The sequence below is a fragment of the Clostridium sp. genome, assembly GCF_036569345.1.
GTDB lineage: Bacteria > Bacillota > Clostridia > Clostridiales > Clostridiaceae > Clostridium_AD.
Genome location: NZ_DATCQT010000018.1, coordinates 1 through 22,920 on the forward strand (window position 1 = coordinate 1; position 22,920 = coordinate 22,920).

The following is a 22,920-nucleotide window of genomic DNA, read 5'->3' on the forward strand; positions in this document are numbered from 1 at the left end:
TATATAATATTTTACAGCATCTTCTTTAAATTGTTTATCGTGTTGTTTTCTCATGATTAAGTCCCTCCATCTATTATTTTCATTGTAATACTTATTAGGAACTTTCTCAATTTCTATTGTACTATTTTTATTCTATCACCAAGTTTATCTGATTTCTTTAGTAATTCTAATCTTGTTTATGACGAACTTTAAGAATAATCCTTATATATTAATAGAGTATATTAATATATAAAATTTACAAACTCATTATAAATTTTTCGATTTAATTTCAATTATGTGTTCCATAGTATTAGGTAACTTCATAATCTTTTCTTTCAAAAAAAGAGGATAAATGAATAAATTCTTAATGTCTTCTAAAGGCTTCCAAGTAAACATAAGCGTGTGCTTTCCACCTTCGTCCATGACAAATTCACTACCATTTCCAAGAACATTCTCATCTTTCAACTCTAGCAGATAATATAATCCTAATTCATGAAACTTCTCACCACTTTGTTCCTCAGTAAAGAAATTCTCAACTATCCAAAGCAATCTCTTTACATTAACATCTATTTCTACCTCTTCTCCAATTTCTCTCATTATTGCATCTTCACTTGTTTCATTCATTGCTACTCTACCACCAGGAATATAATAATATGGAGAATTTTCATCTTTCATTACAAGTAATTTATTATCATGAATTAAAATCCCTGCAACTCTATAATTAAAGCGACCAATCTCTGTATTAAATGTAATATCCATTAATACACCTCCAATCAAACTCATATAGGTAATCTCTACCTCACCCTTTAGGAAACATGCGAACTATTGATGCTCTACTAATCATTTTATATATATTCTTTTGAATTTTTAAATTGTATATTAGTTATACTCTCCTTTTTTATAAGCTCCTCAAATTGGTTTAAATCTAGACCAGGCTATATTTAATAATAATGTTGAAAATACAATGATTTTTAAGAGAAGCCAAATAGCTTCTCTTAATTCAATTATCCCCAAATTATTTTCTCATCATAAGTACTTCCTTATAATTTATCTCCTTATATATTCTCTCCAATTCATTAATAAGTTTTGGGTCCTTATAGTCGTATATAGATATAGCAGTGTTTGTACCCCTTCCATAGAAACAAAGCTGATTTTTAGATACTTGAATTGAATATATATATTTACCCTTGTCATCTCTTAAACGAATCGAGTAATCACCATCGTTTGCTTCTTGAGTACTTTCTGTACAACTTAGGGTCTTAATATACTTCACTATATTTCCCATGTCTTGTTTTTTTGTGACTGTTTTTATCCTACCTAATTCTTTATTTTCACTTCTTATGGTGTAATTTGTAAATTCAATACTTTTAGCTGAAGCTATTGGAATATTCTCAAATGGTATTACCATTTGTTTAATCTCTTGTTTTGCACATGCAGTGAGTAATAAAATTAACCAAGCACTAATTACAAGAAGCGTATACCTCTTTTCCAAAATAACCTCCCCTCAATTTTGTATTTTTGAGTAACCTTATTCAATTATAGAGTATATTAATATAATTATTCAAATATTTAACATAATTATATATAAATTGCTTCCCCTATATTAAAATCCTTTAACTTTGTGTTACTAAAAGATGCATGTGTCTGAACTAACAAATGCTTGGTTTTCACAGTATCCTTCTCTGTCTTGAAGAACTCTAACCATTTAAAACAGTACATGTTTATCAATACCTAATTTAAAATAATAAAATAAACACCCCTGGAGTGTTTGTGAGGGCTTGCCTGAGCTTGCTAAAATCCATAGAATTATATGCAATTTAACACCTCCTAGGTACAAAGTAAAAAAAGAACTTCTCAGCATACCTACTGGAGTAAATTAAAATCCTATAATTAAACAGTGCATATTACATCAATAGTACTTCTTCGGAAATCATAGCCTTTATTTGTAATTAATAATATAATTTTCTTATCACATGCAATTACTCTGGTATTACACCAATTTTTTTTAATGCTACTAATAGTGCCACTATTATTATTGATATTACTAAAAATAATAATCCTAATTTCAGATTAAAAGCTTGTCTTTCATCTGCTGTCTTCATGTAATTAATTGAACAGACAATAATGAAACACATAACAATAATTAAACCAAACATTAGAATGTACCCTCTAAATTTTAACAACTCAGGATATTTATATAAAATAAACTGTTCCGTACGTATCTTTTTCTAAATCGGGAAATTGTATTTTGGTGAAAGTAACTTGTTTTTCACTTACTTTAGTTGCCTCACCAATAATTCCAATACTTAACGCCCCAATATCATACTGATTTGTTTTTACTGATTGTGGTTTACTACAAGCTGTAAGTATAATAAGCATTGTGAGTATACTTATTATACTTAACAAAAAATAACCTGGAATTCTTTTCATACTCAAAACTACCCCCTAAATTATTTCCATTTTTCGTTTAAATAAGGTGTAAACCAAATTATTCCTTCTATTGCATACTTTTGAATTGTTTTAAACCCTACTTATTCAACTTCTTTTTGTAATCCGATATCGCTGATATGACCTAACCCTATCAAGTTTTACACATCTTTTGACTTCCAATTATAGGCAAACTCAGTATATGGATAATGTAATACTGATTAATTCTTTGTTTTTTAAATATTTCTCTTATATATAGCTCTATTACACTTATACTTAATCCTTAACTATCGTTTGCATTAAATCTATAAACAACATTTTCAAAATGGTACCTGTATAATCACTGACAATTCTTTATTTGCAAATGAAGAATTGTCAGTTAATATATCATAAGCTATATATCATAGGTAATATCTCATAATAGGTTTAGAATTTGATCTCCTTTCTGCAACAACAAATCCTACTTTTTCAAAGGTAGTTGGCATTCCTTTCCACATAAATGCATCTGGAACCTTGCTACTATATGGTACAACTGGGTATGCTTCTATTATTGTAGCACCATTTGTTTTACAATAATTAATAGCTCCCTTGATTAATAAAGCTGATATCCCTTTTCTTCTGTACGCCTTTGTTATAAATAAACAAGAAATTGACCATACCGGTTCGTCATCAATTCTTTTTAACACTCTAGATTTTTCTAGCCTTAAATATACCTCTCTAGGCGCTACTGCACACCAACCAATTACATCTCTACCTATATATGCTAGCACACCTATACTCTCATTTTGTTCAACCAATCTTTTCATTGCTTCTTTGTTCATAGTTCCCTTTTGTTTTTCAAACTCTGACTTCCTTAACCTCCAAGACATGCACCAACATCCTCCGCAAGCTCCTCTTTCTCCAAACAGTGTCTCAAAATCCTTCCACCTTGTAATATCCAAAGTGTAAATATCTATATTTTTCTCCTTATTACTATATAATTTCATTTTATATCTCCTTTTCTAAAAAATTTATAAAAATCTATACAACCACACTTACTACAAATGTTAAATAAAAGATACTATTAATCTGCTTTAACAAACTGAAATTCTTCATATTTCATATAATGTCCAGCACTCAAGATACCCACATTGTTCTTGTCATTTTATATGATATGCCAACTTTACATACTTCACATTATTTAAATAACCTGTCCAGTTTATCTTATTTATTTAATAATTCTTAACGTTATTTATGACGCCATTAAACATGGGTTTGACATATCCCCGTTATTTTTTAACCAAGAGAGATCTATACGTTCCCCTTACATAATTCAACAAACATTTATAATTTTCCTTTTACCTTGTAGCAAAAAGTATAAAACCGCTTTATATAGGCTGTATAAGTGGATCATGTTATTTGATATACTCAATGATACACTTTATAATAAAGCCAAGGTAAGTCTATTTTTATTCAAACAAAAATCACAGGTTATATATAAAATCACCTGTGATTCTTCTTAGTAATGAAACTTAATAAAAAAGGAACCGTTATCTAAAAGATCGGTTCCTTTACATTAACTTTCTATTATCCTACTTTTACAACAGTTACTGTTGTGTCTATGAATCCCATAATTTGCACGCTTGTACTTATTAAAGTTAAGGATAAGTTTCTAGTAGTTACGAGAACAAGAACTGTCTTAGCTAAATTTGATTTTTGGTTTTCCACAGGCTGTGGTGTTAACACTTGAACTCTAGTTTCTGAACCATCTAATAGCGTTTGATTAAGCTTTAATTGGATTATCGCCTCGTTGGTTCCATAGGGAAGTGTGGTCCATACTGCAGATGAGCTATAAGTTACTAAATATAGCCCTGGTGCACTGAAAATTAATCTATTTCCAGTTGTATATTCCTACCTGTTTTTGTTCCATCAACTATTGAACCTAAAAATATTGGATTATTTGAAACTATATTCTGTAGACCTGGATATGATGTTTCTATTGTATCCAGGGATCTATAATGTCTATCGTTACAGTGCTTATCATAACCTAAACATTCATAAGAACTTGAAGTACCCATTTATTTCTACACCCATTAAATTTAGAAGATTTAGTAGTCACTGTAAAGTATGCGACATTGCTAATATTGGTTACATATAAAGCAACCTAATTACATTTCTTATAAACTAAATCGTGTAGAGTAGGTAGAGATCCCTTAATTAATGTGAAGCTCTTTAATTATATCTTGTTTTGATCTTTAACTATAGAGATTCGTCTGAAACATTAATTTCGCCCTTATACTCTATGAGAGCTACGTTACAACCTGTACCTATTGTAATATTGTTTCCTCTTACTATTTTCACATTGGTGTTTTGAATATATATATCATCCCCTTCTATTAGCTCTGTATTTAACTCACCTCTAGAATTAAAAATTTTATCAATTACTTTTCTATATATAGAATTATCAATAGGGTTAAAGATGCCGGCTAAAAGTAGTTTACCCTTCAATAATTTTTTTCTGTAAGTAAACAATTAAATTATTTTGCAAAAAAACACCCTAGAACAAAGTTATAGCTTTGTTCTAAGGTGCATAAAGAACTTGAAAAGAAATTTAATTATATATATTATCTATTTACTGCTTACAAATAAAGATATTATAAACCCTAATACAAAAATAGGGAAATAAGAGAAAATTGATACTTTCAAAAATGTTAGAAAATTATTCCCAAATTGTTTTGAATATTTTATATTAAAAATTGAACAACAAATAAAAGGTAATATACTAAAAATCAAAGCACATGAAAGTCGTGATAACCATATATTTTGTATATAAAACGATATAAAAAACATAGAAATTGCACCAATAGTTATAGAGATACATATAGAGATAATTAGTATAATAAAAAATAATATATTCCTTTTATAAGCTTTAAAAAGTTCTTTAATTCTAATCACCTACTTTTTATATTTTACAAATGTTATATATAAAAGTTAACAAAGATATGCTATAAGTAATTATGCAGCATCTAATTTTCAACATATTTCGATTCAAATGGATATTTTGAATAAGCGGTTTTATGCTTTTTAAATCCTAATTTTTTATAAAATTCTTCGTTTCCAAATGTTGAAGTTAGGTGAATAGTCATAAGTTCTTCCTCTTTTAATAATAAATTCATTAACCCTTTCCCAACACCTATTTTCTGATATTCAGGTAACACTGCTACATCAAACACAGCACCATAACATATACCATCAGATAACATTCTGCAAGAACCTATCAACCTTTCTCCGTCACATGCTGTAACGACCTTATAGCTTTTTTGAAATGCTGATTGGATCTTGTCAAATTCTCTATTTTCTATAAAACGTTTTAACATTCCTACCTTTTTATACAAATCAAAAAGTTCAGACCAATTAATATATTCTAATCCGAGTTTATAAGAAATCATTTCTATCTACCCCTTATTTAGATTTATAGTACGCGCTTTTTATAAGTACGACATAAAATAAATATTTTGCATTGCAACATTTTACTAATTCGATATAACATACACAGTTAACAATTTTTTATTGTTGGTCCTCTTTAGGTAAACTCATCTCATAAAATCTTTTCTCTGCTTCTTTTATTGCTTCAACACCCGTTTTGCACAACACATTAACACCTTTAACAATAGTTACAATTACAAAAGCTTCTACTAATTCTTCCATGGTTAACCCTGCTTCTATGGCAGCAACAGCGTGTGCCTTTGCACCAATTACCTCATCATCTAAACTATCCAATATTGTAAAAATTAATTCACTTGTCTTTTTAGGCAAATGTCCTTCCTGAACTGATTGCCGCATTCCCAAATATCCCTTTAATCCTTCTGGTGAATATTTAGAAAGTATTTCCGCAAAAGGCGGATTCCACTTTAATTCGTCCTTATAATATTTAAGTATACTTTTAGAATCATCCACAGCTAAATTTAACCTCCCTTTTTTCTAACTAATTATATTTCAATTTGAATTAATTCTACTTCTGTTTTACTATTCAGAACTAGAGTACTTATATTTCTACATTTATCTTATATTAATTCAATATAAACCTATCTTTTCCTTTAATATCTGTAAAAGTAGGTAAAAATAAAACCCTGAGATTATCCCAGAGCTTCATTAACTTTTCTTTAACTTTCTAACTACTGCTTTAATTATAAATGTCTGTAAATATAATAAAAATCAATTTACCTTATAAATGACCATATCTGAGTTTTCATAAACTTTATTAAAATAAGAAAAATCATCATTAATTTTATAATCACTGAATTTTGAAACTAAAATATAGTTTATTTTATATTTATTGACCACAATTATTTTTTCTTTTAAACTACCTTCATATAACTTTTTATTATATGCTTTTCGTGAATTTATTTCTTCCTTTGATATCGTTCCATAAGAGTAATTATATCCCTCGATAAAAAAATTTCTTTCTGATATTGCTGAATAATAAAAAAATCTAGCAGAATTATCGCTTATAATTTTAAATAAATATACCCTATTTGAAGAACATACATCATTTATAGTTGTATTATTCTTAAGCCATATAAGTGCGTCATATTCTTTTCTTGAAATCCCATTATAGTGAATATCTTTTGCACTACTTTTAGCTTTAGTTATATATAATTTTTGATTTCTATACGTCTTTAACCCAGTTTGAGCATAAATTTTGCAACCATTATAGGTTGTTAAAATTCCAATAATTACACCTACAATTAAATATGTAGTAAGTATAATTTTATTTTTATGCATATTTATATATACCAAACTCAAATATACAATAAATGGTATAGCTATAAATAAAAAATACATTTGTGAACTACCTGCTTGGTAAACTATATAATATCCAAAACATCCGATAATAGATATAAGTGATGTAAATAATATATCATAATCAAGTTTCTTTATACTTGAGCCTAATAATGACCCAATAAAATACCTAATAAAATAAAAGATCATTAAAATAAATGGAATAGCTACAACCCCAAGAGCTATTAGGAAATGAAATGATATTCCTAGTATATAATAATAATTAGGTATATCCCCAAACATAGGAATCGTAAGTTTGCCCACTATCGACATTTTAACCACTTGAAATATTGTGTTTAAAGTAATACTTGCAGAAGTTGCACTACTACTTAATAAAAACTTATATACAAATAAAAAGGAACAACCTGTACATAATCCCAGTATAATTTTATCATTAGTTAATTCCCTATTAATAGCAATAATTATTAGTGTTCCAATTAGTGCTGCAACTAATACAACTGCAAACGGACCCTTTAATCCAGTTGCTAATGCAGTTAAAACGCATATTGCAATTAGCATTTTTTTCTTATTATTCTTCAATGTAAAATAATGTCTTATACATATATAAAGAATTAATATGCATGGCAATGCTACTGTAACCCCATTTACATTTGTAACAACCTGTGTAAAATAAGTATTTACAGATGGATAAAGAGATGTATTTTTAAATATATAGTCATAATTACCAACAAGTGTACACAAAAGTGTAAATGCTAATGCTAATTTGGTACTTTTTAAAAGCTCTAATCCAAAATAATACATAGAATATACAAAAATAAATATATTAACAAAAGCGGAATAATAATAAATCAAACTAAAACCATCTATCCCAGTTATTACTTTCGCAATAGCATACAATAAATCATTAAAATAGTGATAATTAAATATTGAATTTAGTAACCTTGGATCTTGTACTGGAAATGTTTGCGAAAGTGTATTTATATTTCCTATATGCCATATAAAATCTTGACGATTTATACTATAAGCAGAAATTGCTGGATGTGGATTTGCAATCATAGTTGCCATAAATGCTATTGCTAAAAAAACAAATCCTATATCTAATGTTACTAAATTAACATTACATAGCAACTTTCTAATTTTAATTTGTTTTATTTTTCTTATAAATATAGCTAAATACAATATAGAAATACCTATTGAAATATATTTTATCAAAAAAAATAACTTTAATAAGTTTAATAAATAATATTGTATAATAAGCGTAGAATATCCAATAAAATACGCTACTAAAAACCTTAATCCTAATTTTTTAATATTTATTTTTAATAATTTAATATAAAATAATCCGGGCAAAGTTAAATAAATTATTATAAAAGCTATGTATTTAACCTGCTTAATTATACTGTACTTATATATGTCCTTAATATAAATTCCTGCTAAAATAGAAATAAATATTATGGCTAAAAAACTTAATAAATTTAATGTTTTATTTTTGTTCTTCTTGTGAATTTTCATAAATCTCCTTATTTAAAGCTAAACTATTATCGGCACTTGAAAGCTTATTTCTAATTGTTTATTTTAATTTTAAAACTAATCCCTCTCCCTAAAATTTATCTTTTGCTTTACAATATAAAGTGGCCTATTCTTACTCTCATCGTATATTCTAGATATATACTCTCCTAGTATTCCCATGCATAATAATTGAACACCACTAAAAAAAGTTAGTGTAACCATTAATGAAGTCCACCCTGGAACAGTATACTTTCCAGTTAGCTTTACATATAATGAATAGATAAAAATTATTATAGCAATTACTATGGTAACGCTACCCAATCCTAACAGAAATCTTAGAGGTTTAGAAGAGAAAGAAATTATTCCATCTGAAGCAAACTTCAACATCTTAAATAATGGATATTTTGTATTACCTGCAAATCTCTCCTCTCTCTCATATTCAATATAAGTTTGTTCAAAACCAACCCAACTAATCATGCCTCGTATAAATCTATTTCTTTCAGGCATACTTTTAAAAGCTTCTACCACTTTTTTGTCTATAAGTCTGAAATCTCCAGTGTCCGTTGTTATATTCACTTCAGACATTAATTGCAAAAATTTATAAAAATATTTAGCAGTAAATAATTTAAATAAGGTTTCACCTTTTCTATTCTTTCTCTTGGCATAAACTACATCAAAACCTTGTTTCCATTTATCTTTCATATCAATTATTAGTTCTGGAGGATCCTGAAGATCTGCATCTATTATTACAACAACATCCCCACTTGCATTATACACTCCGGCAGAAACTGCAACTTGATGTCCAAAATTTCTTGCAAAATCAATTATTTTAACATTGTTATCTTGATTAGCAATTTTCTTTAATATTTCTAAAGTTTTATCCTTACTTCCATCGTTAATAAAAATTAATTCATAATTTAAATTGTTGTCGGTAAGAACCTTCTTTATTCTGCTATAACATTCATTAGCAACTTCTTCTTCAAAATACATAGGAATTACCACAGAAATAAGATTTACATTAGTCAAAGAATAGCCCCCTAAAATATTATATGTTTTTTACACCTCATTTCCAAACATTTTATAATCACAAAAAACATTACATTTAAATATTACCATATAATGGGTATAGAATCTACTAACTCTAATAAATTTTATATTGTGTATGAATCCGAGGATTGTTATAAACCTAGAAGATACATAGTATTGACTTAAACACATTGAAATCCTATAAAAAATATAGTGTGTTGTATTATGAAATATATATATAGATATAAAATGGTTGAAATCTCAGGGTAAGAGATGTATATTAAATATTAGGAAAATAAAACAAAAGGGGATAAACTATATGAAATTATGTATTTTGATGGGAAGCCCAAGGGTTAATGGTAATACAGTTTCTTTGGTTGAACCGTTCGTTGATGAGCTTAAGAGACAAAACGTAGAAGTAAAATTAATTAATCTTTTTGATAAAAGTATTAAACCATGTATTGCTTGTAGAATATGCCAAGATACTGCTAATGTATTTGGCTGTCCACAGAAAGATGATATGCAATATATCTTTGATTCAGTATTAGAAGCAGATTGCTTTGTTCTTGCAACTCCTATTTATTCTTGGTATTGTACCCCACCTATGAAAGCTGTATTAGATAGACTAGTTTATGGTATGAACAAATTTTATGGCGAAACGTTAAAAAAAGAGTCTCTTTGGGAGAATAAAAAATGTGCTATTATTTCAACCTGTGGCTATAAAATTGAAAATGGAGCTGACTTATTTGAACAAGGCATAAAAAGATATTGTAAACATTCTAATTTAATTTATGGTGGTATGATTTCGGTTAGAGATAAAGGTTATAAAGTAAAATTCATGAATGATGAAAGAATTGATCAAGCAAAAACATTTGCAAACAAAATTATTGATTTGTTGAAATAAATAAAAGAGAGTTCAAGAGCATTTTTCTGCTTAATGAATTCTCTTTTATTTTTAAAAATATTTTTTTAAAATTTCTTTATTAATTAGATTTTAGATTGATAATTTTGCTATTTTCAAAGCACTTTCTATACTTTTAGCTGAAGCTATAAACCCTGCTTTATGACAAAAGATAGCATCATCTATTTTTATTATAGAATTTATTTCTTCACTTGATTTTCCTCTAATTGATTCTAATATATCTTTCCTTGCCTCAAAAGTATCAGCGGTTTTCTTTACAGTAAGAATCTTATAGTCTGCATTATTATCATCTGGAGAAATAACAAATAATACCTCATTATTTATATCTATTTTAAGTAACTGTTGGAGCCAAGGGCAACCTTTTTTTAAAACCATTATTTCATTAATATTTCTATTTTGAAAGGCCTCATTTACTATTATCCTTGCGTTTATAACAGCAACTTGTCGACTTATTATTCTTTTTATAACTTCAGTAGCATATCCTACAGCTTCTTCAAATGCCTCATCTTTGGAATCAGATGAATCCCATGTTGGATTAAAACTTTGAATAATATCACTTATTGAAGTTACTTTAATTTCTGATTTTATATCTATACCATTATCTATAGCGTCGATACCTTGTATTAAATTTTTATCAACAGAATCAAAAATCGAGATTATGTCATCTTCATCAAATTTAGAAACAAATTTTTGTATTACTCGATGCCCAAACTCTCTCCAAACTAGACCACAAGCAGCATACGGAATATCATTTTCTCTTATTTCTTTATTTAATTGGTGATGGTCGAATTCTCCTAGTGATATGTCATAAACAAAGTCAAGTTTTTTAAGTATATCTTCATCCCTGGTTCTTGTTACCTTAATTTCACCCAGTAATAGACTTAGTATAGCAGTCGCCATAACATCATCTGCATGAAATTTCCCGTTATGTGTTCCTAAAGTTTTAATAATCTTTTCATTAATCATTATTTACCTCTTTCGTATTTATATTATAGATACATTGAGCTTGTATATAATCTACAATTTCATCATCACCGCTAAAATCATCTTTATTAACCCAGTTTACTCTTGAATCTTTTCTAAACCATGTAAGTTGTCTTTTAGCATAATTTCTACTTCCTTGTTTAATCATTTCAACAGCCTCATTTAAGGATATTTCATTATTTAAATAGTATAATATCTCTTTATAACCTATACCTTTCATTGACTGCATGTCTGAATTATAGCCCATTTGTTTTAATTTTATAACTTCTTCTATTAAATTGTTTTTCATCATTATATCTACGCGCAAATTTATCCTATCATATAGTTTTTGTCTATCCATATTTAGAACAAAATAATGTACATTAAAGGGAATATCCAAAATGTTTTGCTCTGCCGCATATGAGCTCATAGGTTTACCACTTACTTTGTATACTTCTAGGGCCCTAATAACTCTTTTTAAATCATTAGGATATAGTTTATTATATGATTCGTCATCAATGTCAATAAGCAAGTCATGTACATATTCTTTTCCTTTTTCATCTGCAAGTTTTGTAAGATACTCTCTGTATAATTCATCTTTATTGGTTGATGCAAAGCTATAATTATATATTAGCGAATTTATATAAAACCCAGTTCCACCAACTAACATTGGGAGTTTATCTTTATTAGATATTCTCTCAATAGCACCTTCAGCTCTTGCTTTAAATTCAGCAACACTAAACTCTTCACTAGGTTCTATTATATCCACTAGATGGTGAGGCACTCCCTGCATCTCTTCTTTTGAAATCTTTGCAGAACCAACATCCATATATTTGTATATTTGCATCGAATCAGCCGATATAATTTCTCCTTTCAACCTTTGGGCAAGTTTTATTGAAATTTCTGTTTTGCCTACGGCTGTAGGCCCGGCCAAAATAAATAAATCCTTCATATTTCCACCTTTTTCTACTGTATTCTTTTAAATCTTTTTTCTAGTTCATTAAGTGTGATTTTTATTATTGTAGGTCTTCCATGTGGGCAAGTAAAAGGTTCCTCAATATATCTTAAATCGTTAATTAATTTATTCATTTCCAAATCAGATAGTGAATTATTTGCTTTCACTGCTGCTTTACATGCAAGCGAGGCTATCCGATTATATTTAATTTCCACTGTTTCTCCTGTTCCCATATTTTTCAAATTATCTAATATCTCGTTAAAAAGGTTTTTAATATCTGGTTTACCAAGTATTATAGGAACTTCTTTTATACTTATTGTATTTTCTCCAAATTCAATAATATGGAACCCAGTTTTGTTAAATATAACTTCATTTTCTATGTAATAAGAGTAGTCATCGAAACTTAATTCTATTACTGTCGGTATTAATAGAATTTGAGATACTACTTCAGAGTTTATAATTTCTTTTTTATATTTCTCAAACAACACTTTTTCATGTGCAGCATGTTGATCAATTAGATAGAGTTCATTATAGACTTCACCTAATATGTAGGTTTTATTAAATTGTCCTATAATTCTTAGCTCTGGGAACTTTGAAATTTTAGAAATTTCATTTAATGATCTGACCACACTTTTATCATAATTGATATCAGCATTTTCTTTAACATTTTCAGTTATTCGTGGTGTTAATAATTCATCAGAAGCTTCATTTCCATAATTGCTGGTGCTTTGTGGAACATTCGAATATTCATGAGGTTGATTTTTAGAATTATCTGTTTCATTATTTATTGACTTATAGCTAAAATCTATTGGAATTTGAATTGTCTTTTCTAATTCCTCTTTGACTTTTTCGTCTACAACTATCTTGTTAAAATCATAAATATCTTTTCTTAAACTATGTTTTTCTACTTCTTTTTCACTATCATCCTCATTATCTTCTTGTGATATTTCAAAATTGCCTCTTAAGCTATTACCAATTGCTGTATGCACTGCATCAAAAACAAGCTTAAAAACAGCTTTATCTTCCTGGAATTTAATTTCAGTTTTTTGTGGATGAACATTTATATCAATATACTCTGGAAAGATGTCTAAAAATATTACAAAAAAAGGAAACTTATGAACGGTCAAAAAAGATTTAAATGCATTTTCAACAGCTGCTGTAATTAAGCCACTTTTTATATACCTTTTATTCACAAAAATACTTTGTCTATTTCTGCTTCCACGACTTATCTGCGCATTCCCAATATAACCATGAACAGACATTATATCATTGTACTTTTCAAAACTTGTAATGTTATCTACAACCTCTTTACCATATATGTACCTAATAGTATCACAAAGATTAGTAGAGCTGTATGTTGAAAAAACCTTTTTATCATTGTTTATAAGTTTAAAAGAAATTTCGCTATTAGCGAGTGCCAGCCTTCCTAAAACATCTGATATTAAAGCTGATTCTCTTTGAGGTGTTTTTAAAAATTTTTGTCTTGCAGGGACATTAAAAAATAGATCCTTAACTTCTATTGTTGTACCAACATTACATCCTATTTCCTTAATGTAGAGTATATCCCCTGAGGACTGAGATATCTCCATACCAGATGTTGATTCTTTAGTTCTACTATTTAGTTTAGTGCGAGATACTGAAGCAATACTTGGTAATGCTTCTCCCCTAAACCCTAAGGTATGTATTTTATAGATGTCTTCAACATATTTTATTTTACTAGTTGCATGAGGCAAAAAGGCTTTTTCGATATCATCTGCATGTATTCCAGCTCCATCGTCAATTACCTTTATATTCTTTTGACCACCATCAAGAATTTCTATGCTAATATTTTTAGCCCCTGCATCTATACTATTTTCAACTAGCTCCTTTACTACAGACGATGGCCTCTCTACCACCTCTCCTGCAGCAATTTTATTGGAAGTTTCTACTTCTAATAGATTAATTCTAATGATAACTCACATCCTTTGCTAGTCTATAGCAACTTGCGCTATTACTATAGCAACTTAGCCCTTTTTACTAAATCATATAACTTATTAAACCCATCCATAGGAGTTAGATTAAGAATATTAATATTTTTAATTTCCTTTAGCATGTTTTCCTTTTCTATATCTGCAAAATTAATTTGTATGACTTCATCTTCTTCTATGTTAGATTCATAAGTTGCGGCTGCCTCTCTCTGCACAATAGCTTCAATGTTTTTTTTATCACTAGCCTTATTGGATTGTTTATTTTTCAAAATTTTCTTATCAATTAAATCAATTTCCGTAGTCTTATTAAGGCTTTCTAGTGATGTTAAAATTTCATTTGCCCTATTTATTACAGCTTTTGGAAGCCCCGCAAGTTTTGCAACTTCAATGCCATAAGATTCATCAGCTCCACCAGGTACGATTTTTCTAAGGAACACAATTTCATTCTCAATTTTCTTTACAGCTACAGAATAATTTTTAACACCTTTAATCATACCCTCAAGCTTTGTAAGTTCATGATAATGCGTAGCAAATAATGTTTTGCTTCTTAAATTAGAATTCTTGCAAATATACTCAATCACTGACCAAGCAATACTTAGTCCATCATAAGTACTAGTACCTCTACCTACCTCATCAAGTAAAACCAAACTTTTATTGGTTGCATTTTCTAATATATTGGATACTTCCCACATCTCTACCATAAAGGTACTTTTACCTGCAGCAAGATCGTCTGATGCACCTATTCGTGTAAAGATTTTATCACATATAGATATATCTGCTGACACGCTTGGAACAAAACTTCCCATTTGAGCCATAATAGTTATTAAAGCTACTTGACGCATATAGGTAGATTTACCTGCCATGTTGGGACCAGTTATTAATAGTAATTGATTATCCATAGTATCCATATACGTATCATTTTCAATGAAAGTATTTGTAGGCATCATTTTCTCAACTACAGGGTGCCTTCCCCCTTTTATGTTCATTATACCCTTTGTATTTATTTTAGGTTTAGTATAATTATTCTCAAGAGCAATTGTAGCTAGTGAACTTAAACAATCTACTTCTGATATTAACTTTGCAGTATTTTTCATTCTCTCAATATGTTTTTCAATTTCTTCTCTTATACCAGTAAATATTTCATATTCTATATTTACTAATTTTTCTTCTGCTCCTAATATCTTATTTTCCATTTCCTTAAGCTCTGGAGTAATATATCTCTCCGCATTAGATAAAGTTTGTTTTCTTATATACCTTCCCTCAGGAACTGAAGTTATGTTTAATTTAGTTACTTCAATATAATAACCAAACACTCTGTTGTATCCAACTTTTAATGATTTTATTCCAGTTATTTTTCTCTCGTCATTTTCTAATGTGGCAATCCACTGCTTACCGTGTGCCTTCGCCCGTCTAAGATCATCTATTTCACTATTAAAACCTACCTTAATGATATTTCCTTCTTTAATAGAAATAGAAGGGTTTTCGATTATGGAATCATTGAGTGTTATAAATATATCTTGCAAATCATCTAATTCTGAATATACCTTTCTCATAAGTTTACTATTTAACTCAGCTAAAATTGATTTAACCTTTGGTATTTTTTCTATAGAATTCTTAAGAGAAATCAATTCCTTTGCATTAACATTTTTCGATGAAATTTTACCTACAAGTCTTTCTATATCATATATATCCATAAGCACTTCTTTTAAATCTTCGTGAAAGGTAGTAGTATTTTTCAATTCTTCTACGGCCTCTAATCTTTCATCTATTAAGTTTTTATTTATTAAAGGTTGATCTAGCCATTTACGGAGTCTTCTAGCCCCCATGGCAGTGCTAGTTCTATCTAACACCCATAGCAGCGAGCCTTTCTTAGTTTTATCTCTTAAAGTTTCAGTGAGTTCTAAGTTTCTCCTAGAATTTGCATCTAAACTTACATAATCTAAAATATCATAATGATCTATAGTATCTATGTGAGAAAGAGAATTCTTTTGTGTATCTATAATATAACTAAGAAGTCCTGAAATGCCCCTAAGTAAAGTTTGCGAGAATGTGTTATCACGAAAATTATGAAACTGATTTATAATTAAACTATCATCCCTCATAATAAAATAATCATTTGGATAAGCAGAATATGTAACATTAAATTTTTCTTTTATAACGGACAATATTCCCTCTGATAAATATTCTGAGATAATAATTTCTTTTGGGGTAAACTTTGAAATTTCATCTAATATGGTAACAATGTTAACTTTAGTTTCTGTGCAAGTAAATTCACCAGTTGATACATCACAAAAACACAATGCACAGAAATCAATTATTTTGTCAATGTATATGCTCATTACATAATTATTTTTGGTTTCTTCCAAAAACCCGGAATCAGTATAAGTTCCTGGCGTAATTATTTTAATAATCTCTCTTTTAACAATGCCCTTTGCAAGTGCCGGATCTTCTACTTGTTCGCATATAGCAACTTTATATCCTTTTGAAATTAACCTTCCTACATATGTATTTGCAGCATGATAAGGAATTCCACACATAGGCGCTCTTTTTTCCAGACCACAATCTCGTCCTGTTAGAACAAGTTCCAGTTCTTTTGCTGCAACCTCTGCATCTGTAAAAAACATTTCATAAAAGTCACCTAATCTAAAAAATAATATACAGTCCGTACATGTTTCCTTTATTTCAAAATATTGTATCATCATTGGAGTTAATGCCATTTTAATTCCACCTTGCTTTTACTGTGCGTAGAAATAAATCCTAACTTAAATCTACTCACAGAAATTAAATTATTATAGTTTAAATACTAACTAATATTTCTTCACCCATAAGTGAAAAAGAGTGTGCATCAGTTATTAGAACTGAAACAAGATCTCCAATTGCTTTATTGTTTCCGTCGAAGTTCACTACTTTCCCATTTCGAGTCCTTCCTGTTAATTTACTTTTATCATTTTTACTATGACCTTCTACTAGAACTTCTACAATTTTACCAATGCAATCTTTATTTCTTTCAGCGCAATTTCTATTAACAACCTCAATTAATCTATTAAATCTTTCATGTTTAACATCTTCTGGTATTTGCTCTAGCATTTCATCTGCCGGTGTTCCTTTTCTTTTAGAATAAAGGTACGTAAATGCTAAATTAAATTTCACCTCTTCCATAAGGCTTAATGTCTGCGCAAAATCTTCCTCAGTTTCCCCTGGAAATCCAACGATAATATCTGTACTGAGTCCAACATTTGGTATTGTATTTCTAATATTTTCAACCAATTTTAAATATTCTTCTCTAGTATAATGTCTATTCATTTTATGTAGAAGATTAGATGAACCTGATTGTACTGGCAAATGAATTTGCTCACAAATTTTATCACCTTCAGCAATTACCTCTATTACATCATTGGATAAATCTTTAGGATGAGATGTCAAAAATCTTATTCTCTCTAAATCCTCAATGTTGTTAATTCTCTTAAGTAACTGCGCAAAATTTATTTCAGGACTTAATCCCTTGCCGTAAGAATTAACATTTTGACCAAGTAAAGTTATTTCTTTGTACCCTTTTGCAACCATGGCTATTATTTCATTTATAATATCTTCTGGATTTCGACTTCTCTCACGTCCTCTTACATAAGGTACTATGCAATAAGTACAAAAATTATTGCAACCATACATAATTGTAACAAAGCCTTTTATATTATTTTCCCTATCTATTGGAATTCCTTCTATGATAGCTTCTTCCTTATCCCAGATTTCTACAATAGATGACTCTCCGCCTTGTATTCTTTTTAAGTACTCTGGAAATTTATAAGCATTATGTGTCCCAATAATAATATCTACAAATGGAAATTTAGTAATTATATGTTTTGCCATACCATCTTGTTGCATCATACATCCAATAACCGCAATAATAAGGTTTGGATTTTGTTTTTTCAATGTTTTTAAGGCACCAATATTCCCATCAGCCTTTTGCTCTGCGTTTTCTCTAACACAACAAGTATTGAATACAATTATGTCAGCATCTTCTTTATCCGTAGTTCTTTTATATCCCACTGGTATTAACATACCGGATAATTTTTCAGAGTCTTCCTCATTCATTTGACAACCCCATGTTTCTATATAATATTTAAGTATCTCATTCATTAGTGCATTCTCCTTTATAAAAAAAGTATTACTATCTATCATTATATATAATTTCCAAGCTTTTTTAAAGCTATTTTTAATATTTGGATATATTTAATCATTTTTTAAATTTACTTGAAATATATGTCCCAGTTAGACTATAATATTATTAATTTCTTTTGCAGTATAATATGGAAAAAAATTCATTAAAATATTTTTTTTTATGTTATATATCATTTTATGATTTAAATAAATTTCTGTTTTTAGGATAAGCTACCTAAAAGGAGTGATTTTATATGTATGATGCAAAAAAAGATGAAAATGTTAGGGATACAAAATTGCGATATAATTGTATAGGTGATAGAGGTTATTATTGTATGTGTAAGCATAATAATATGGTGAATATGCAAGTATCCTCTGTACCTGTTCAGATTATAACAAAAGAATTTAATTAATTTTTAATTTTTATTGATGATGGGGAGGGTAACATTATGAAATTATCTAACAGACTTGAATCTATGCAATTTTCAACCATTCGTAAACTATCTCCTTTTGCAGAAGATGCAACAAAAAGAGGGATTAGTGTATATCATCTTAACATAGGTCAACCAGATATACATACTCCTGATACTTTTATGAAAGGGATAAACAGCTACACTGACAAAGTACTTGGATATGTTAATTCTCGGGGAATGGATCCATTAATTGAAAGTTTTATAAAGTATTATAAAGAATGGGATATAGAATTTTCAAAAAATGATATTATGGTAACTAATGGAGGTTCAGAAGCTATAATGTTCGCACTTATTGCTATTTGTGACCCAGGTGATGAAATTATAGTTCCTGAACCATTTTATACAAATTATAATAGTTTGGCTGATTTAGCTTCCGTTAAAATTGTTCCATTTATTACAAAGGCAGAAGATGGTTTTCACTTACCCTCCAAAGAAGAAATTACAAATAAGATTACAAATAAAACTAGAGCAATAATGGTATCGAATCCTGGAAATCCTACCGGTGTTGTTTATACAGAGGAAGAAATAAGAATGCTTGCTGATATTGTTAGTGAAAATGATTTATTTCTAATTTCTGATGAAGTATATAGAGAATTTGTTTATGACGGTTTAAAACATACTTCTGCCTTATATATGAAGGATATTGAAGAAAAAATAATATTAATTGATAGTATATCTAAACGTTACAGTGCTTGTGGTGCTAGGGTCGGATTAGTCGCATCAAAACATAAAGATCTTATGAATCAGATACTAAAATTAGGACAATCTAGGCTTTGTGTACCAGTTATCGAGCAAGTAGCAGCAGCTAATTTAATCAACACGCCTAAATCATATTTTATAGAAGTGAAAAAAGAGTATGAAGAAAGAAGGAATATTTTACATAAATACCTATCGAAAATACCTGGGGTTATTTGTCAAAAACCAACAGGAGCATTTTATGTAGTAGCAAAGCTTCCAATAAAAAGTGGAGAAGATTTTGCAAAATGGTTACTAACAGATTTTAATTATAATAACAAGACAGTAATGGTAGCCCCTGCCGAAGGCTTCTATGCAACTAAAGGCCTTGGCATAAATGAAATTAGATTATCTTACTGTTTAAATACAACTGCATTAAAAGATGCTATGGAAATACTCGGAATAGCTCTTGAGAAATATATAGCATTAAATAGATAAAAATAATATAAAGGGAATAGATGTAACACCATCTATTCCCTTTATATTATTAAACTATAGTTTTTTGCCAAGTGTAGAATTCTTTTTTAACCTTAAATCCTACAGACTGATATAATTTTAAAGCAACAACATTATTTGAATCTACCCTTAATAAGACTTTAGAAAAGTCATTATCCATAGCTAGATTAAGTAAATAATGTAAAAGTGATTGTCCATATCCTTCTTTTCTATATTTTTCTATTATTCCAAAATTTACTATAATAGCCTTTTTATCTTCAACTATAATTTGACCATATCCAATTGGTATACTATCAAATTCTATAAATATCGCACCTTTATCTAAGTAGTATTCTTGTGCTTCATCATAATAGATATCTTCTATATTTATCGGAATCCTATCATCATTTTTAAATATTTCATTTTGCAAAAGGCAACGTATTTTTTCATCTTTATCCTTTTTCACTATAGAAAAAGTAATCTTTTCAGAAGCAAATGTATTAAGATACTCCGTGTTATCTTTTTCAAGTTCAATATATCCCTTAGCCCTATTAAATCGTAGTTTTTTCAAAATATCTATGCTTAATTCATTCTCTTCACACTCATAAGTTATTAAACTATTACTAACTAGTGATTTGATTAAAATATCATAATAATAAATCAAATTTTTATCCTCTAATACATTTAGTGCATAGATAGAACTATGATATTTATTCTGTTTTTCATACCATATATAACCTAAATAATCTTTTTCTTTTATTAGTAAATTTACATTTTTTCTCAAAAACAATTTTTGAATAATATTACTACTATCATATTGCTCAAAGAAATCTTTGTTTGATAAACTAAAGTTAGTATTAAATTTATTAATTTCTCTAAAACTATCAATATTTTTTAAAGTTAGACTTATTGATTTACACATTTAACTTAACTCCATTAATTTTTATTTTTACATAATTTTAATTTCCAAACTAATCTTATTTTTAATATAAGCATAATAAGTTCTCTTCTTTAATAGTTTTTTGTTTGTAATTTTAATTTATATTTAATTGAGTTTTGAAATTGCTTCCTTGATAATCCAATCTGGTGTGGAGGCTCCAGCTGTAACCCCTATACTTTTAATGTTTTTGTCTTTTAAAAATTCATCCGGAATACCTAAGAAATTTTCTACATGTACTGTTTTTTCACAATTCTTCTTACATATTTCGTAAAGTTTTGTAGTATTGGAACTATTAAAACCACCAATAACAAGCATAACATCCACTTTTTTTGAAAGTTCCTCTGCTGATTTTTGACGTACTTCTGTTGCACTACAAATAGTGTTGAATGCAACAATCTCCTTACTGGTTTTTATAATCTTAGTTAATACAGCTTCCCAAGTAGATTGTCTTTCAGTTGTCTGAGACACTACACATACCCTATTTGATATTACATCAAATTCCTCACCAGTCTTAAGTATTAATGCAGAATTATTACACCATCCATTTATTCCAATAACCTCAGGATGATTTTTATCTCCTACAATAATTATTTGATATCTTAAATCGTAGTATTTCTTCACTTTCATATGAATATTCCCTACATAGGGGCATGTTGCATCTACTATATTAAGTCTAGTTTTCTTTAAAATATTTAACGTTTCTTCAGATACTCCATGTGATCTTATGATGAGTGTATCATTTTCTTTTAATATGGCAATATCATCAAGTTCTATTGGATATATTGAATTTTCTTTTAAAAAATTAACAACATCATTATTATGTATAAGTGGTCCTAGTGTATATATCTTAGTCTTGTACTTTTCTTTCATATTTAAAGCGGTTTCTACTGCTCGTTTAACCCCAAAACAAAAACCAGCGCTGTTCGCAAGTGTTATTGTTTTCATTATTTCGCCTCCTTAAATAAAGTAATTAAAAAAACACTGAATTATTTTATTTTGGTCTTAGAATTAATACATGACTCTATGGCTTTCACTACTCCATTAATATCTAATGCTGAAGAGTCTATTTCTATAGCATCTATGGCCTTTGTCAGAGGGCTAACTGCCCTGTGTGAATCAATATAATCTCTTTTTATAATATCTCTTAAAATGGCATTGTAATCGACATCTATTGCCTTTAAAATTAATTCTTCATATCTTCTTTTCGCTCTTTCTTCACTGCTAGCGGTTAAGTAAAATTTAAAAGTAGCATCTTTTAATACAACTGTTCCTATATCACGACCATCCATAATAACATTGAATTTTTTAGCTATGTTTTGCTGTAACATAACAAGAATTTCTCTAATTTCAGGCACGGCTGCGTACTTTGAAACATTATTGCTTATAATAGGCATATTTATCATATCTGTCAGATCTTCATTATTAACAAATAAATTGTCCTTTTCAAAATGCATTTCTAAAGATTTCACTAGTTTAACTAAGTCATTCACATCATTTTCTGAAACATTTGCATTCATAGCCTTTAAAGTAACAGCTCTATACATTGCTCCTGTATTTATGTACATAAGATTGAACTTTTCACCTATGATTTTGGCAATAGTACTTTTTCCAGCACCTGCGGGTCCATCTATGGCAACAGATATATTCATTAT

Annotated in this window: 22 protein-coding genes and 1 pseudogene; 3 read left to right on the forward strand and 20 right to left on the reverse strand. The window is 28.6% G+C overall.

The window, feature by feature from the left end:
• Nucleotides 1-246 precede the first annotated feature (246 nt).
• From VIM70_RS00800 to VIM70_RS00855, 12 genes are all read right to left on the reverse strand, one after another.
• A complete protein-coding gene (locus tag VIM70_RS00800; RefSeq protein WP_331943144.1) occupies nucleotides 247-738 on the reverse strand; it encodes an NUDIX hydrolase in 492 nt (163 codons plus the stop codon).
• A 256-nt stretch (nucleotides 739-994) separates the two neighbouring features.
• Nucleotides 995-1,471, reverse strand: a complete 477-nt coding sequence (locus tag VIM70_RS00805; RefSeq protein WP_331943146.1) for a hypothetical protein — start codon at nucleotides 1,469-1,471, stop codon at nucleotides 995-997.
• 487 nt (nucleotides 1,472-1,958) lie between these two features.
• Complete coding sequence (locus VIM70_RS00810; RefSeq protein ID WP_331943148.1) at nucleotides 1,959-2,135, reverse strand: hypothetical protein; 177 nt, start codon at nucleotides 2,133-2,135, stop codon at nucleotides 1,959-1,961.
• A gap of 37 nt (nucleotides 2,136-2,172) precedes the next feature.
• Nucleotides 2,173-2,409: a hypothetical protein gene (locus VIM70_RS00815; protein WP_331943150.1), complete on the reverse strand. Its 237-nt coding sequence runs from the start codon at nucleotides 2,407-2,409 to the stop codon at nucleotides 2,173-2,175.
• 398 nt (nucleotides 2,410-2,807) lie between these two features.
• The gene (locus VIM70_RS00820) at nucleotides 2,808-3,392 is read right to left on the reverse strand and encodes a GNAT family N-acetyltransferase (protein ID WP_331943152.1); all 585 of its coding nucleotides are present in this window, start codon (nucleotides 3,390-3,392) and stop codon (nucleotides 2,808-2,810) included.
• Between the two features lie 580 nt (nucleotides 3,393-3,972).
• Nucleotides 3,973-4,131: a hypothetical protein gene (locus VIM70_RS00825; RefSeq protein WP_331943154.1), complete on the reverse strand. Its 159-nt coding sequence runs from the start codon at nucleotides 4,129-4,131 to the stop codon at nucleotides 3,973-3,975.
• Between the two features lie 140 nt (nucleotides 4,132-4,271).
• Entirely contained in the window at nucleotides 4,272-4,463 is a 192-nt protein-coding gene (locus VIM70_RS00830; RefSeq protein ID WP_331943156.1) for a hypothetical protein, read from the reverse strand.
• A 181-nt stretch (nucleotides 4,464-4,644) separates the two neighbouring features.
• Entirely contained in the window at nucleotides 4,645-4,893 is a 249-nt protein-coding gene (locus VIM70_RS00835; RefSeq protein ID WP_331943158.1) for a hypothetical protein, read from the reverse strand.
• Nucleotides 4,894-5,411: 518 nt separating this feature from the next.
• Entirely contained in the window at nucleotides 5,412-5,834 is a 423-nt protein-coding gene (locus VIM70_RS00840; RefSeq protein ID WP_331943160.1) for a GNAT family N-acetyltransferase, read from the reverse strand.
• A 118-nt stretch (nucleotides 5,835-5,952) separates the two neighbouring features.
• Nucleotides 5,953-6,342, reverse strand: a complete 390-nt coding sequence (locus VIM70_RS00845; RefSeq protein WP_331943162.1) for a carboxymuconolactone decarboxylase family protein — start codon at nucleotides 6,340-6,342, stop codon at nucleotides 5,953-5,955.
• Between the two features lie 258 nt (nucleotides 6,343-6,600).
• The gene (locus tag VIM70_RS00850; protein ID WP_331943164.1) at nucleotides 6,601-8,700 is read right to left on the reverse strand and encodes a hypothetical protein; all 2,100 of its coding nucleotides are present in this window, start codon (nucleotides 8,698-8,700) and stop codon (nucleotides 6,601-6,603) included.
• Nucleotides 8,701-8,775: 75 nt separating this feature from the next.
• Nucleotides 8,776-9,687 (reverse strand): glycosyltransferase family 2 protein, encoded by a 912-nt coding sequence (locus tag VIM70_RS00855; RefSeq protein WP_414648638.1) that lies wholly within the window; start codon nucleotides 9,685-9,687, stop codon nucleotides 8,776-8,778.
• Between the two features lie 355 nt (nucleotides 9,688-10,042).
• Between VIM70_RS00855 and VIM70_RS00860 the strand changes: the two genes are divergently transcribed.
• The gene (locus VIM70_RS00860) at nucleotides 10,043-10,627 is read left to right on the forward strand and encodes a flavodoxin family protein (RefSeq protein WP_331943168.1); all 585 of its coding nucleotides are present in this window, start codon (nucleotides 10,043-10,045) and stop codon (nucleotides 10,625-10,627) included.
• Between the two features lie 90 nt (nucleotides 10,628-10,717).
• On the opposite strand, the gene VIM70_RS00865 is transcribed toward VIM70_RS00860, so the two are convergent.
• The 5 genes from VIM70_RS00865 to miaB all read right to left on the reverse strand — a co-directional run bounded on the left by VIM70_RS00865 (nucleotide 10,718) and on the right by miaB (nucleotide 18,664).
• Complete coding sequence (locus VIM70_RS00865; protein ID WP_331943170.1) at nucleotides 10,718-11,611, reverse strand: MYG1 family protein; 894 nt, start codon at nucleotides 11,609-11,611, stop codon at nucleotides 10,718-10,720.
• On the reverse strand, nucleotides 11,604-12,560 hold the full coding sequence (gene miaA / locus VIM70_RS00870; protein ID WP_331943172.1) for a tRNA (adenosine(37)-N6)-dimethylallyltransferase MiaA: 957 nt from the start codon (nucleotides 12,558-12,560) through the stop codon (nucleotides 11,604-11,606). The genes VIM70_RS00865 and miaA overlap by 8 nt, the downstream gene beginning before the upstream one ends.
• A 14-nt stretch (nucleotides 12,561-12,574) precedes the next feature.
• Nucleotides 12,575-14,512 carry a DNA mismatch repair endonuclease MutL gene (mutL, locus tag VIM70_RS00875; protein WP_331943361.1) on the reverse strand — a complete coding sequence of 646 codons (1,938 nt, stop codon included), beginning with the start codon at nucleotides 14,510-14,512 and terminating at the stop codon, nucleotides 12,575-12,577.
• 44 nt (nucleotides 14,513-14,556) lie between these two features.
• The gene (gene mutS / locus VIM70_RS00880; protein ID WP_331943174.1) at nucleotides 14,557-17,247 is read right to left on the reverse strand and encodes a DNA mismatch repair protein MutS; all 2,691 of its coding nucleotides are present in this window, start codon (nucleotides 17,245-17,247) and stop codon (nucleotides 14,557-14,559) included.
• Nucleotides 17,248-17,326: 79 nt separating this feature from the next.
• Entirely contained in the window at nucleotides 17,327-18,664 is a 1,338-nt protein-coding gene (gene miaB, locus VIM70_RS00885; protein ID WP_331943176.1) for a tRNA (N6-isopentenyl adenosine(37)-C2)-methylthiotransferase MiaB, read from the reverse strand.
• Nucleotides 18,665-18,939: 275 nt separating this feature from the next.
• On the opposite strand from miaB, the gene VIM70_RS00890 reads away from it, so the two are divergent.
• Nucleotides 18,940-19,098 carry a hypothetical protein gene (locus VIM70_RS00890; protein WP_331943178.1) on the forward strand — a complete coding sequence of 53 codons (159 nt, stop codon included), beginning with the start codon at nucleotides 18,940-18,942 and terminating at the stop codon, nucleotides 19,096-19,098.
• Between the two features lie 36 nt (nucleotides 19,099-19,134).
• Nucleotides 19,135-20,331, forward strand: coding sequence for a pyridoxal phosphate-dependent aminotransferase (locus VIM70_RS00895; protein ID WP_331943180.1), 1,197 nt, complete (start codon nucleotides 19,135-19,137; stop codon nucleotides 20,329-20,331).
• A gap of 49 nt (nucleotides 20,332-20,380) precedes the next feature.
• On the opposite strand, the gene VIM70_RS00900 is transcribed toward VIM70_RS00895, so the two are convergent.
• From VIM70_RS00900 to cmk, 3 genes and pseudogenes are all read right to left on the reverse strand, one after another.
• Nucleotides 20,381-21,250 (reverse strand): GNAT family N-acetyltransferase, encoded by an 870-nt coding sequence (locus VIM70_RS00900; RefSeq protein WP_331943182.1) that lies wholly within the window; start codon nucleotides 21,248-21,250, stop codon nucleotides 20,381-20,383.
• A gap of 126 nt (nucleotides 21,251-21,376) precedes the next feature.
• Nucleotides 21,377-22,213: pseudogene (locus VIM70_RS00905) on the reverse strand (4-hydroxy-3-methylbut-2-enyl diphosphate reductase); the annotation flags it as partial.
• A gap of 41 nt (nucleotides 22,214-22,254) precedes the next feature.
• On the reverse strand, nucleotides 22,255-22,917 hold the full coding sequence (gene cmk / locus VIM70_RS00910) for a (d)CMP kinase (protein ID WP_331943184.1): 663 nt from the start codon (nucleotides 22,915-22,917) through the stop codon (nucleotides 22,255-22,257).
• Between the last annotated feature and the right edge of the window lie 3 nt (nucleotides 22,918-22,920).